This is a genomic window from Neobacillus bataviensis (genome assembly GCF_019969725.1).
On sequence record NZ_JAHXYW010000001.1, the window covers coordinates 54,463 to 67,153 of the forward strand.

Genomic DNA, 12,691 nt, shown 5'->3' on the forward strand with positions numbered 1-12,691 from the left:
TATCCATTCCGCTACGTTCATGGTAGAATCAAAACGTTGTGAAATTTTCCGGCGGTGATTTACCATGAAAGAATCTGTTGTTATTAAACAAAAATATAAATTATCTCTATCATTTCGCTTTTTAAAAAAAGACCTGGTCTTTTCCATTTCTATTATCCTTGCAGCTGCAAGCTGTTTCATTCAGGCTCCAAAACTGGAGTATATTAATTTTCATGTTTTGGTCTGTCTATTCAACTTAATGCTGGTGATTAAGGCGTTGGAAGAGCTTAAGATATTAGACAAATTGGCGATTAGTCTTTTAAATAAATGCAGGAATAGTAAATCCGTTTCAGCGATCCTGATTTTGCTGTGTTTTTTTAGTTCGATGATTGTGACAAATGATGTAGCATTACTGACTTTTGTGCCATTGACTCTTGTTATCAGCAAAAAGACACATTTGCCCATGATGGAGACGGTGATCCTCCAGACAGTCGCTGCCAATATCGGCAGCAGCCTGACACCAATGGGAAACCCTCAAAATTTGTTTATCTATTCCTATTTTGGCATTACGCCAATGCCCTTTTTCTCAACCGTCCTATTCATGGCTATTCTTGGGGTCAGTTCTCTTTATTTTTTCATTCACAGACTTCGGGGGAATGAATTAAAAGTAGATCTTACTCCCGTTACAATAGAGGATTGGAAAAAATCATTGGTTTGGGGACTGGTACTTGGCGTCATTATTGCGTCTATTTTTGGAGTCATCCCTTATCAAATCGCATTCATAATCACATTGATGATTTCATTTTTATTAAATGCAAAAGTATTACTAAAAATTGATTATTTGCTGCTTGTAACCTTTATTTGTTTTTTTATTTTTATAGGAAATATATCTCATTCAGAAGCCGTACAAACCTTTGCTGGAACAAGCTTAAAGAATCCTGCTTCTGTCTATTTCAGTTCAATAATTTTCAGCCAAATGATCAGTAATGTACCTGCCTCCATTCTGCTTGCAAACTTCACAATGGATTGGAAACCTTTGTTACTCGGTGTCAATATTGGCGGGCTAGGAACGATCATTGCATCTCTCGCTAGTGTCATTTCTTACAAACTGTTTATTCAGTCCAATCCAAGCGAGGCCAAGCAATATTTAATCAAATTTAGTATTTATAACTTCTCCTTTTTGGCGATTTTCGCACTTATTCAATATGTAATCTTAAAATTACTAAACATTATTTAACAAACGGTATCCCCGTTAAAATGAAGGGCCGCTATTCCTGATTTAGGATAGCGGCCCTTCATCATTATTGATTTTAAGATTATAAAAAATTCACTTTTTTTAATAAGTGTATTATGATATAAATGTGATATCACTTTCATATCACTTTACTTGGGGAGGGAAACGTATGAGAGAAAAATCCGTTTTTAAAATGAATGGTTTTGCCGCACTAATCCTGGCGCTATTGTGTATTATTTTCGGAGTTTATTTACTGGTAACGGGAACAGAAATTCCTGGAAAAGTTGCTGGAGTATTTGTCGTTCTTTTAGGTCTCATTATTGCGACAAGTTTAACCGTTGTTCAGCCAAACGAAGCCAAAGTATTAACTTTCTTTGGAACTTACCTGGGTGTTATCAGGGACCAAGGGTTATGGGCAACCATTCCATTCACCTTCAAACGAAGTGTTTCTTTACGGGTTACCAATTTCAACAGTGAGAAGCTTAAGGTCAATGATTTAGAAGGAAATCCAATTGAAATTGCTGCTGTTGTGGTTTATAAAGTGAGAGATGCCGCCAAAGCCCTGTTTGATGTGGAAAACTATAAAAATTTCATTCAAATCCAAAGCGAAACCGGTATTCGTCATATTGCCAGCACCTATGCCTATGATTCGTTCGGAACTACAGAGAACACGCTGACTCTTCGACAAAATAGTGATGAAGTCGCAGATGTACTCGTATCGGATTTACAAAAAAGACTAGAGGTTGCGGGTGTCGATGTGATTGAGGCACGGATCATGCATCTTGCGTATTCTTCGGAAATCGCCTCTGCCATGCTTCAAAGACAGCAGGCACAAGCTGTTTTATCAGCACGAAAAGTCATTGTTGACGGTGCCGTCGGTCTTGTCAAGGCTGCTATTGACCAGCTCGCGGAGCAGGAAATTGTGGAGTTGGATGAGGAGAAAAAAGCCCAGATGGTGAATAACCTAATGGTCGCCATCGTTTCTGAAAAAGGAACGCAGCCAATAATCAATACAGGAAGCATTTATTAAGGTTGTGTAATAAATGAGTAAAAGAAAATCATTTCCGCTCCGGATTGACCCCAAATTATATGAAGTGCTTGAGAAATGGGCGGAAGATGAAATCAGGAGTGTAAACGCCCAAATCGAAGTCATCTTAAAAGAGGCAGCCAAAAAAGCAGGAAGATTAAAATAAGCCAAGGGGACAGTTCTTGTGGTCTTAATTAATGAAATTTAAGCCATGAGAACCGTCCCCTTATCAGATTCAATTAACAAACGATTTACGAAATTCCGATGGTGAGCAACCCATGATTTTTTTAAAGTTATTGCTGAAATATGCTAAGTCGGAATACACTACTCTTTCGGCAATCTCAGACATTCTTAACGATGTATTTTGTAACAGCCGTTTACTTTCCTCAATACGAAGCTCGGTAATATAATCAACAAGTTTTAGGAAATAAATTCGTGAAAGAATTAATTCCTAAATGGATATACTCCCGAAAACCTACCGCTATTGCCATAAAAGCAAACCAGGCAAGCAATAAAAGCGTAATTTCCTCTGACCAAAAAATACAAAATTAAATAATTTCCTAGTCATAACTTGTGTGGTTACTACCAAAATCAAGGCAACCAACGATAGTAGAGTGAATTTTTCGAAAACAATATCAATGGCTAATCCTATTTTTTTGATGACATTCATTTGATCCCCCCCCAAATTGAAAACGTTTACTTGTTTTTTATTTTAAGAATCTAATGAATGTTTTTGAATGTTCTTTTTTTAGGATAATTTGTGATTTTTTTAGGTTGAATCTTTTTATTAGTTTGATAAACTAACAAAATTATAACATGGAGACGGTTCTGATATCACTAATCTAAAATCATTTAAACCAGGCGAACCGTCCCCGTGGATTAAACATAAAATATAATAATCTTATTTTTCCTAATTGGAGGGATTTTTTTATTAAAAAAATTATAATGAATGAAGCGATTCAATCAAAAGAAGTGAGACTCGTTTCAGAAAGCGGTCAACAAGTATTACCCACCGCTCAAGCACTTAACATGGCGAGTGAATTGGGATTGGACCTTATCCAAATCAGTGCGTCCGACCCGCCAGTTTGTAAGATATTAGATAGCGGTAAATACAAATTTGAGTTACAGAAAAAAGAAAAGCAGAGCAAACAGAATCAGCAGACAATCGAAACTAAAGAAATTCGTATGTCCATCGCTATTGGTGATAATGACTTTCAAACAAAGGTAAAAAGTGCGATTTCCTTCTTAACAAAAGGTTACCATGTAAAGGTAAGCGTCCGTTTTCGCGGAAGGGAAATCACGCATACAGAAATTGGCGAAGAACTACTCGCTAATTTTTGCCAACAGGTCAACCACCTAGTGAATTCTAAAACAAATGCTTCCTTACAAGGCCGAATATTATCGTTATTGTTAAAACCATAAAAAAATGCGGGAGCCTTTTGACTCTCGCATTTTTTTATGGTTTTTTTAAATAGGTTCAACCTCTATTTTTACCACATTTATATTATTACTTACATACGCCCAATTCTGGGGTGCCGGCAGACTGATTTGCCAAAAAGTTGTGCCAACTAATTGGTAAACATCAATAAGGGTATACTTTTCAATATAGCTTCGAATGTCTTCAAACCAAACTACATGTTCTTTCGTGCCGCTCCAATAACGATACCATGGAGATTTAGCCGAGTCATCAAATTGAATAGATGCTCGATTTAGGATCGCCTGATTTTGTGCGTCTAGTACGGAAAATCCCTTCGTTTCCTTTGTAATGACCTCTTTATCATATCCATATAATGCCATGGCGATTAGCATTTTCCCGGGATCTGTTTTGGTTAACGCGTAGTTAATCACTTGTTCTACCCATCTAATTGGTGAGATTGGATCGGGCGGACCGCCCGGATAGCCATAATCGAGCGTCATAACTGCCATAAGGTCGACTGTATTTCCAATCGCTGCATAATCATAAGCTCCGACAATCCGATTGGTCGGTAGATCCGCTGTTTTGGCATGAACGTTTACTTGTAAAATTAATTCGCCCAGTTGTTTCTTTAATTCTATTAAAAACAAATTAAAATCTTTACGATTTGCCGGTGGGATGAATTCAAGGTCAAGGCTTACCCCGCTAAACCCCCTCGTTATTGTGAGATTGACGATGCTTGCAACTAAATTCTGTCGATAGGTTGAATTTCCAAGTACCTTTCCTGCCAGCTCCGCACTAAACCCCTTGGCCGTAAAGTTACGAATCATCAATAATGGTGTAATGCTTACTTGATTGCATTTAGCAATAATGACAGAATCGTCGGTTTCCATAAAAGCAAAACCCTTATCTGTAAAGGAATAATTCACTACCGCTAAAAAGGTTAACTGACTGGATAAAGAATCTAATATCGAAAGGGTTGTCGTCTCTGCTGAAGGTACCAAAAATCCAAGTGTATTTATTTCCAAATGAATGGTTGAGGGTATGGAAATGATCTGACCGACCCGTAAGTGATTGAGATCTACTCCCGGATTAGCAGCACTTATCAATGAAAGGCTAGAGTTAAATTGTTGGGCTATTTTCCAAGGGTAATCGCCCGTCTTTATTCGATACGCACGGTTCGGCAGCGTATTGTCTGGAATATAAAGAGCAAGACCAGGAACAAGCGCTGTCGATGTTAATCCGTTTACACTAACAATTGAACGAATGGAAACATTATACAATTTGGAAATAGACCACAGATTTTCTCCAGTACCAACAACATGGACAGACATCCAGTCACCCCTTCCCTATATTAAAGAATTTATGCCATTTAATCGTTCTTCAGAATTTAGTATTCTAATATTTCTAAAGATGATAGTTCTCTCAACAAACCACAATGCCCGTCACCCTCTTATTGAAACCATCACAGGCGCTGTGAACCTAGCACACTGCCCGTGAAACATGATGTTATTAAACACTTTTTACTCTCTTTTTTGATGGTGGAGTCATATAGGTCAAACGACTTTGTTTTACCCCCATCGTAATTAAGCTTTCTATCATTCTTGTTGCTGCAAATGCAGGATCGATCACGGGAACATCATAGCCGTTTTCCTTTAAGCGCTGCTGAAGCTCCTCAGCTACCCCCATAAATCCAGTGCAGCCTAAGACAAGCACATGGGCGTTATCCAGTTCGATGGCCTTAATCATTTCTTCATACAATGCTTTTTTCAACTTATCCTTTTCGTGAACTTCTAATACGGGGATGTTAACGTATCGCACAGAAGCAAGATTTCCATTTACCCCTACTGTTTTACTAATGTTTTCAATCATTGGGACAACGTTTGGTAATACAGTTACGACCGAAAAAGATTTACCCAAAGCACTTGCAAATAACATGGAGGATTCACATGGACCAACGACTGGAATACTCAAAACTTCTCTTGCAGGCTTTACTCCGGGGTCTCCAAAACAATTACTAATGACCCCGTCGTAACCCTCTTTTTCTGCCTCGATTGCTTTTTCTAAAAAATTGGGAACACAAAGCGCTTCATCATATTCACTTTCTATAGATTCAGGCCCATATTCTAGGTTGACAACGCCGACTTCAGTGGATTCAGAAGCATAATAGGTAAATTCTTTATTAACTTCCACATTGAAAATATCCGATGTTACTGGCATAATTACCTTGATTTTCATCTATCTACACTCCTTTTTCGGCCAGCAGGAATTTACCCACTGGCCGCTTTCATTTATCAGGGCTACACTAATTGTTGTGATTGAAATTGCGCTAAATCACCAGCTGCTTTCACACGAATGCGTGTGGCATTTCCTGGCATGTAGGCAAGCGGAACATCTTCAACATCAACGATAACTAGCGATTCAGGATCGGCTCCCGCATTGATGGCCTCGCTTCTTGCGATAGACTTGGCATCCTCCAGCGCTTTTTCCCTGCCAATGGTCTCGAGGGTGTAGACCTTTTCGACTTGCCCGCTTACTTGGGAAATCGCGGACCCAATGGCATTCGCAACGCCGGAATGCTCCGGCCTGATTACCTCAGATGCTCCGTTTAACGTTTCCGGAAGTAATATGCTGCCTCCGCCAACGAGAATCACCGGTACTGGCGCCGCACTTGTTTTCATCTTATCTATCGCTTCCTCGACCAACTCTACCATTTTTTGATAGACTTTTTCTAATAGTGTTTTATCCAAATGATCAACCTTTGATGGATCTCCCAATTCTACCTTGCTGAGTGCGACCGCCACGTCCGTTGTGGTTAACGTATCTCCGCCAAAAATTAACCCCTTCTCTGGCAGACGGTAGCCAACACTATCTGGTCCAACCGTGAATTCACCGTTTTCTTGGATGCGGACAATGGTACCGCCGCCAAGGCCGATGGAAACAAGGTCCGGCATCCTGAAATTGGTCCGGGCTCCGCCGATTTCAACTGCTAATGACGATTCCCTTGGGAACGATTGGACTAACACTCCAACATCAGATGTCGTTCCGCCTACGTCCACCACAATCGCGTCACTAAGATCGCTTAAATAGGAAGCACCGCGCAAGGAGTTTGTCGGACCGCAGGCTACGGTGAAAATCGGATATTTTACCGCGTACTCGACTGACATCAATGTACCGTCATTTTGTCCAAAGAATACTCTCGCTTCAATACCTTCCGCTTTTAACGCATTGATGAAGCCATCTGCTGCGGTTTTCGCCACATTGACAACCGCCGCATTCAAAATCGTCGCATTTTCTCTTTCCAACAATCCAACTGAACCAATTTCGGATGATAAAGAAATCGCTACATCTTCGCCAAGAACCTCACGTAAAATTTCACTTGCCCGCTGTTCATGGGATTGAGTCACCGGAGAAAACACAGATGTAATCGCAACAGAATCGACTTTCCCTTTGATTTCATAAGCAATTTCATATAAACGCTCTTCATCTAAGTCAACAATCTCTCGGCCGTCAAATTCATGTCCGCCGCGGATCAGATAAACATGCTGCCCAAGTGCCGCACGGAGATCGTCCGGCACGCCAATCAGCGGCTTTACGGCTAATGTGGCCGGTGCGCCAATCCGGATTGCAGCAATGCTATTCAAGCGTTTCCGTTCCACGATAGCATTGGTACAATGTGTCGTTCCAAGCATGGCATATTTGATCTGTTCACGAGGTACATTGGCATCGTCAATGATTTTTTTCATGGCATTGTAAATACCAGTCGCGACATCTTCTGTCGTTGCCGCTTTCGTTTCAGAAACTACCTGATTATTTTGATCTAAAAGTACGGCGTCCGTATGGGTTCCGCCTACATCGATTCCAATTCGATAGATACTCATTATAAAGCCACTCCTTTTTTCACAAGCTCTTCTACAGGCACATAATCTACATTGTAGCCAAAGTATTTTGGACCTACCGTGTCAATCCCTTTCGCCGTTCTCCATTTCGGGTGACATGGAATACCAATGACAACGCATCTGGCTCCGTAACGAATTCCTTCTGTTGTAATCGGAAGTCCGGTTTCTGCGTCGAGAACAGCAATAAGGTCAGGTGTGACGCAAAGTAAACGCTGTTCGGTCTGTGCGATTAAATGTTCATTTTGGAAGCTTAAGGTGCATGTTTCACCTTTATACTCATTTAACCCCTCAATTTTCGCCTCGCCTCTGGCAAAACCTGTCTCTGTTTTCCGGTTTATATCACTAACTTTTCCACTGAAGAGTTCAAAGCCTCCGACTGTTATCAAGACTTGTTCAATTGGATTGACATTGTTTACTTTAGCGAGACGGATTGATTTTCCAATCTCCTCCTCGAGCTTTAGGATTCCATGAATCCCGCTCTGCTTCAATTCCTTTGCTGCCATCGGATAAATCGCACACATGACAGAACCGCCCATTTGAATGGTTGCGGCACGGGCAATCCGCTCTGTCCAAACATTATTAATCGTTGAAAGAAGCAAGGTGTTTCCTTTTTCATCGGCCAAAACACCAGGAGTGGCAGATATACCATCTAAATAAAAGGTCACCATTTGCAATTCTGGAAAGGCACGGCCCATTCCATCCGCATCAATGACAGGAAGACCTAATCTTGCCGCAGTGGCAAAAGGTAGCATGGAGTTCACACCGCCCGCTTCGATCGGGAAGGTTGCATAAATCTTTTTCCCTAAATATTCTTCAAGATTTTTAAAGGCCTCGATGGCTTCCTCTCCGCTAGGTGCTTTTTCGAGCATAACGGTTGGTGCACCCATCATTGAGGATGGAACTACTAATGCGTCCTCAGGGACTTCATCTGGATCCAAAAGAGTGACTTCGCCATATTCTTCTATCGCCTGCAGGGCCATCAGTTTGCCAATGTACGGGTCACCACCGCCGCCAGTTCCAAGCAGTGCAGCTCCCACCGCTATATCTTCGATTTGTTGTTTTCCGATTTTTCTCATATTCTAAAAACCTCCAATATTCAGATAATTTATTATGCAGCTTGCCCTTTTGAAGCATTTTTGTTAAAAACTGACTTCACGATTAGCATACCAAGGTAATAAACGACTGCACTTACTACAAGAGAATTGATCGATGGAATACCTGCTTTGACAAAATAACCGGCGGCAAAACCTGAACCCCAGGCAATCAACGTTATTGGACTCATTTTTTCCGCCTTTTCTGGCAATGTTCCAGAAAGTCTGCTTTCGTCTAATTCTTTGCGGTGCGTTTTTAAAACAAAATAATCAATGACCATTATTCCGGCAACTGGCGGAATAAAAACCCCTAAAAGAATCAAGAAGTCAACGAATTTATCGAGGATCCCCATGACTGAAAGAATGGTTCCAATTACACCAATGACAAGGGTGACCATCCCGCGATTTAATTTCAGATTAAAGACGGAATCAAAGATGTTCGTAAAACCTAATGATGATGAATATAAGTTCAAATTATTAATTTTAATGGTAGAAAATACAACTACGATCGCCCCAAGCCAGCCGGATGTTTGCATCATAATGCTGACAACGTCATTTGTCTTTGCTGCAAGTGCCATTAGCACCGCAATCATGTTAATCCCAAGTTCACCGACAAAGGTTCCAATCATCGTCATCCAAAATACATCCTTACCATTTTTCGCAAAACGGCTAAAGTCAGGCGTAATGACTGCCCCGATGATAAAGCCTCCAGCTACCATTGTCGCTGCCATACCTAGTGATAAAGGCTCCCCTGCAGGCTGGCTTTGTGTTAAATCGAAAATCGAATGTTTGCTAAGAACTTCATAGATTCCAACTCCGACTGCTAATAAAAAGGCAGGTACGGCAATGGATGCTGTTGCACTCAACAATTTAAAACCAAAAATAACAAGAATTGTAACACCTAAACCGGTAAGTGTTGCGGCAACAGGAAGAGTTAATTTACCATTTGAAGATTGAACCAATCCATTGGCAAACACGGAGTTTTGAACACCAAACCAGCCGATACAGGCAATCGCAATAATCGCCCCAATTATACTTGATCCATAGCGGCCAAATCCGGTCCATCGTGACAATAGACTCGTTGAAAGACCTTCTCGTGCACCTGCATACCCTAATAGAAAACTAATGACCTGTAGTATTACGCTGCCGAAAATCGTAGCCCAAAACGCCTGCCAAAAAGTCATTCCATAGCCTAATGCCGCACCCAAAATAAACTGGGAAATGGTCGCGAGAGCCCCGACCCTTACAATCGTAATGCTCCACAACGAATGACGTGCTGTTTGTGGTACCCTTGATAACGAGTAGTCATCACCTAAGCTAATTTTCTTTTCCATTTGGATCAACCCCTATTAAATTTTTAAATACGATCCATCGCCTGCAGGTGTAATCTGCAAATCTCCAATCGCCTTCATACGAATTCTCAATACTTCCCCCTTAAAATAATCAAAAGGAAATTCTTCAATCAAATCCACCTTTATGCTATCTTCTTTTGCTCCTTTACGTCGAAGCTGTTGAAAAAGCTTGCCTTTTTCTTGTTCAAGAATCTCTTCTTTCGTCTGATTCATTAACCAAAACACCTTATCGGTCTGAGCGCTCAGTGGTGCATAACAGGCACCGATGGCATTACTAATATGGTGGTAAAGAGGATGGTAAACCCTTTTGTATTTACCGAATAAACGGTTAACAAGTAATTTGCTGCCTCCGCCAACTAGAACAACGGGTAGTCCATCGCTGTTCACCTCTAGACGAGCAACCTTTTCCTTAATTTCCTGCGTTACTTTTTTAATGACCAATTGACAATCCTCATAGGATAACTTTCCCAAACCATTTAGTGTCATCTTTTCGTCTGCAAACATTTCTGGATTCACTTTTAAGAATGAGTCCGTTATAGTCCACGAATCTCCTCCCCAAGAAATACCTTGATGCTCGAGGTCATTGGCAATTGTTTCTTTTATTTGAACAACTCCGTTGTCCATCGAAATCAGGCTTCCGCCTCCAATAGGCAATGAATACATTTTGGGTACGCGCAAATTGACATCAATGTTTAAAAAAGAGGTTGAGCTCTCAGCTGATTCCGGCTGGCCATTGCGAATTTTCCCGATTTCAATGGTACTCCCGCCGAAATCTACGACAATACATTCTCGTAAACCACTTAAAATGCTTGCCCCTCTGAAACTATTCGTAGCTCCTGAACCAATCGTGAAAATTGGGTAATCTATTGATTCATGCAGCTCGATTAATGAACCATCATTTTGTGTAAGCCAGCATGGGCAGTTAAGTTTCAGCTTTCGAAATAAATCGGTTAATTCCATCATGGCTTGACGAATAACCTTTGATAATATGGCATTTAAAAGGGCAGCATTTTCTCTTTCAATGAAGCCAAAGCTTCCTAATTCGTGGGACATCGTAATTGGCATCTCTGGGAAAACATTCTTTAGTTGATCTCTTAAGTAAAACTCTTCTTGCGGATTTAATGGCGAATTTACTGCTGCAATACAAATCGCTTCAATGTTTTCCTCTATTAAATTCTGATAAAGGTTATCCAATTCCTGAGGCACAAGAGTTTGTTTTGAATCGTCATAAAAATGCTGAAGATGATAAACCTTGCCAATATAACGCTTCAGATGTTCGGGCCAAAATAAAGCTGGTTTCACGTGTGACGGACTTTTCATGATACGAATTACCGCGGTTTTCGATAGTTGTACAGGATGATAAAGGGCATTTTGTACGTGGGTGGTCCCGATAAAGATGCCTTCGATTTGTTCTGGAACTATCCGTGCTTCCTGGATGACAGCTCTCGTTGCTGTTTCTATTCCTGAAATAATATTTTTTGAGGTAAGTTGCTTTTTCCAGGAAAGCATCTTCCCTTCGTTCCCGACGATGACGACATCTGTATTCGTTCCACCTACGTCAATTCCAAGCTTCATCATGGTGTTCTCCTTGCAATGGTTGATAAGAAACAGCTAAATTAAAATTTTGGGGCCCTACATATTCAAGCATTTCCTTAGTCCGAAGGATGTTGGGAGCAGGAACAGCTAGTATGAAGACGGACAGACCACGTTGGATTTCGGAAACATTATAGGGACTTAGTTTTTCAGCATCTAAGACAAGAATTAAATCAGGCGTGGTGCAGATATAATTTTTTTCCTTAATGGAAATGAATTCATTTCTAAATTCGATCTCCACTCTTTTATTGGAAAAAGAAGATTGGCCATCCACGGCGAATTTCCCAATTAAGCTCTCAGATTCGAACCACCTGCTCACTTCCGATACAACACCTGAGATAATAGGAATGGGTTTTCCATAAAGGGAGTTTTCGAAAACAGCCATCATTTCTTCCATTTTTTCACTTCCCCTTGTTTCTTTTGTTAAAGCTTTTCCTAAGCGAAAAATCAAATGAAGGGAACCAGGAATCATGGAAGCTTTTACTTTACTCGCTTTTGCCCCAAAACCTGCAAAATGAACATTTCCCCCGTTTTTCATCATAAAATCCTTTGCTATTTCTGAAACGAGTTGAATATCTTCAACCCTTTGAATGATTGATCTTGTCTCTTCGGCTAGAAGGACAAGTGGTGAAATAGAATTTTGATTGAGATGAAAGGTTGTCATCGATATTTCAGGAAAGGCCCTGCCCATGTAATCCCCATCGACTACCGGCAAATTGTTTAGAAAGGCTGTCAGGATGGGGGCTAATCCATTCACTCCACCTATTTCGACGGAAATGACGGCTTCCGCCTTTTGCTGGGCATTATTCTCATACAGCTGTAAAGCCTGACTCTCCTCTTCGCCGGAAGGGATGCGTTCATTGTAAAAAACCGTTGATCCCATCATACCCGTTCCTACCACCCATTCATCTTCGAGATCTACTAGGGTCTTTACTGTTATCGTGTCTTCCTCTTTCATCATCGATAAAAGTAAGTTCTGAATGGTAAGGAGATTACCACCACCTCCACAGCCAATTAACTTTGCACCTATTGCTAATAATGGAATATCCTGCTTTTTAATTTGCCATGCCATAGAATGCTCCCCTTTCCTATTACTAACGCA

Annotated in this window: 14 protein-coding genes; 4 read left to right on the forward strand and 10 right to left on the reverse strand. The window is 40.7% G+C overall.

The window, feature by feature from the left end; translation table 11 throughout:
- Window positions 1–64 precede the first annotated feature (64 nt).
- The 3 genes from LC455_RS00300 to LC455_RS00310 all read left to right on the forward strand — a co-directional run bounded on the left by LC455_RS00300 (window position 65) and on the right by LC455_RS00310 (window position 2,406).
- Window positions 65–1,216 carry an SLC13 family permease gene (locus LC455_RS00300; protein WP_223587576.1) on the forward strand — a complete coding sequence of 384 codons (1,152 nt, stop codon included), beginning with the start codon at window positions 65–67 and terminating at the stop codon, window positions 1,214–1,216.
- A gap of 166 nt (window positions 1,217–1,382) precedes the next feature.
- The gene (locus LC455_RS00305) at window positions 1,383–2,243 is read left to right on the forward strand and encodes an SPFH domain-containing protein (protein ID WP_223587577.1); all 861 of its coding nucleotides are present in this window, start codon (window positions 1,383–1,385) and stop codon (window positions 2,241–2,243) included.
- Window positions 2,244–2,256: 13 nt separating this feature from the next.
- Window positions 2,257–2,406 (forward strand): Arc family DNA-binding protein, encoded by a 150-nt coding sequence (locus LC455_RS00310; protein ID WP_223587578.1) that lies wholly within the window; start codon window positions 2,257–2,259, stop codon window positions 2,404–2,406.
- 69 nt (window positions 2,407–2,475) lie between these two features.
- Here LC455_RS00310 and LC455_RS00315 read toward each other — a convergent pair whose 3' ends face one another.
- From LC455_RS00315 to LC455_RS00325, 3 genes are read right to left on the reverse strand one after another with little or no spacing between them, the layout of a single operon-like run.
- The gene (locus tag LC455_RS00315; RefSeq protein WP_317851403.1) at window positions 2,476–2,685 is read right to left on the reverse strand and encodes a helix-turn-helix domain-containing protein; all 210 of its coding nucleotides are present in this window, start codon (window positions 2,683–2,685) and stop codon (window positions 2,476–2,478) included.
- A complete protein-coding gene (locus LC455_RS31615; RefSeq protein WP_223588630.1) occupies window positions 2,651–2,731 on the reverse strand; it encodes a hypothetical protein in 81 nt (26 codons plus the stop codon). The genes LC455_RS00315 and LC455_RS31615 overlap by 35 nt, the downstream gene beginning before the upstream one ends.
- Window positions 2,722–2,910, reverse strand: coding sequence for a hypothetical protein (locus LC455_RS00325; protein WP_223588724.1), 189 nt, complete (start codon window positions 2,908–2,910; stop codon window positions 2,722–2,724). The genes LC455_RS31615 and LC455_RS00325 overlap by 10 nt, the downstream gene beginning before the upstream one ends.
- A gap of 275 nt (window positions 2,911–3,185) precedes the next feature.
- Between LC455_RS00325 and infC the strand changes: the two genes are divergently transcribed.
- Window positions 3,186–3,662, forward strand: coding sequence for a translation initiation factor IF-3 (gene infC, locus LC455_RS00330; protein ID WP_223587579.1), 477 nt, complete (start codon window positions 3,186–3,188; stop codon window positions 3,660–3,662).
- Window positions 3,663–3,707: 45 nt separating this feature from the next.
- On the opposite strand, the gene LC455_RS00335 is transcribed toward infC, so the two are convergent.
- The 7 genes from LC455_RS00335 to LC455_RS00365 form a co-directional block, all read right to left on the reverse strand.
- On the reverse strand, window positions 3,708–4,988 hold the full coding sequence (locus LC455_RS00335) for a glycosyl hydrolase family 18 protein (RefSeq protein ID WP_223587580.1): 1,281 nt from the start codon (window positions 4,986–4,988) through the stop codon (window positions 3,708–3,710).
- A gap of 178 nt (window positions 4,989–5,166) precedes the next feature.
- Window positions 5,167–5,892, reverse strand: a complete 726-nt coding sequence (locus LC455_RS00340; RefSeq protein ID WP_223587581.1) for an aspartate/glutamate racemase family protein — start codon at window positions 5,890–5,892, stop codon at window positions 5,167–5,169.
- Between the two features lie 62 nt (window positions 5,893–5,954).
- Complete coding sequence (locus LC455_RS00345; RefSeq protein ID WP_223587582.1) at window positions 5,955–7,535, reverse strand: ROK family protein; 1,581 nt, start codon at window positions 7,533–7,535, stop codon at window positions 5,955–5,957.
- Window positions 7,535–8,629, reverse strand: coding sequence for a DUF917 domain-containing protein (locus tag LC455_RS00350; RefSeq protein WP_223587583.1), 1,095 nt, complete (start codon window positions 8,627–8,629; stop codon window positions 7,535–7,537). Before LC455_RS00350 ends, LC455_RS00345 begins: the two co-directional genes overlap by 1 nt.
- A gap of 32 nt (window positions 8,630–8,661) precedes the next feature.
- A complete protein-coding gene (locus LC455_RS00355; protein WP_223587584.1) occupies window positions 8,662–9,978 on the reverse strand; it encodes a purine-cytosine permease family protein in 1,317 nt (438 codons plus the stop codon).
- Window positions 9,979–9,993: 15 nt separating this feature from the next.
- Complete coding sequence (locus LC455_RS00360) at window positions 9,994–11,574, reverse strand: hydantoinase/oxoprolinase N-terminal domain-containing protein (protein WP_223587585.1); 1,581 nt, start codon at window positions 11,572–11,574, stop codon at window positions 9,994–9,996.
- Complete coding sequence (locus LC455_RS00365) at window positions 11,555–12,661, reverse strand: DUF917 domain-containing protein (protein WP_223587586.1); 1,107 nt, start codon at window positions 12,659–12,661, stop codon at window positions 11,555–11,557. Before LC455_RS00365 ends, LC455_RS00360 begins: the two co-directional genes overlap by 20 nt.
- Window positions 12,662–12,691 lie beyond the last annotated feature (30 nt).

Coding starts and splice junctions, on each gene's coding strand:
- LC455_RS00300 (WP_223587576.1), top strand. CDS start 65: ATGAAAGAATCTGTTGTTATTAAACAAAAATATAAATTATCTCTATCA.
- LC455_RS00305 (WP_223587577.1), top strand. CDS start 1,383: ATGAGAGAAAAATCCGTTTTTAAAATGAATGGTTTTGCCGCACTAATC.
- LC455_RS00310 (WP_223587578.1), top strand. CDS start 2,257: ATGAGTAAAAGAAAATCATTTCCGCTCCGGATTGACCCCAAATTATAT.
- LC455_RS31615 (WP_223588630.1), bottom strand. CDS start 2,731: ATGGCAATAGCGGTAGGTTTTCGGGAGTATATCCATTTAGGAATTAAT.
- LC455_RS00325 (WP_223588724.1), bottom strand. CDS start 2,910: ATGAATGTCATCAAAAAAATAGGATTAGCCATTGATATTGTTTTCGAA.
- infC (WP_223587579.1), top strand. CDS start 3,186: ATGAATGAAGCGATTCAATCAAAAGAAGTGAGACTCGTTTCAGAAAGC.
- LC455_RS00335 (WP_223587580.1), bottom strand. CDS start 4,988: ATGTCTGTCCATGTTGTTGGTACTGGAGAAAATCTGTGGTCTATTTCC.
- LC455_RS00340 (WP_223587581.1), bottom strand. CDS start 5,892: ATGAAAATCAAGGTAATTATGCCAGTAACATCGGATATTTTCAATGTG.
- LC455_RS00345 (WP_223587582.1), bottom strand. CDS start 7,535: ATGAGTATCTATCGAATTGGAATCGATGTAGGCGGAACCCATACGGAC.
- LC455_RS00350 (WP_223587583.1), bottom strand. CDS start 8,629: ATGAGAAAAATCGGAAAACAACAAATCGAAGATATAGCGGTGGGAGCT.
- LC455_RS00355 (WP_223587584.1), bottom strand. CDS start 9,978: ATGGAAAAGAAAATTAGCTTAGGTGATGACTACTCGTTATCAAGGGTA.
- LC455_RS00360 (WP_223587585.1), bottom strand. CDS start 11,574: ATGATGAAGCTTGGAATTGACGTAGGTGGAACGAATACAGATGTCGTC.
- LC455_RS00365 (WP_223587586.1), bottom strand. CDS start 12,661: ATGGCATGGCAAATTAAAAAGCAGGATATTCCATTATTAGCAATAGGT.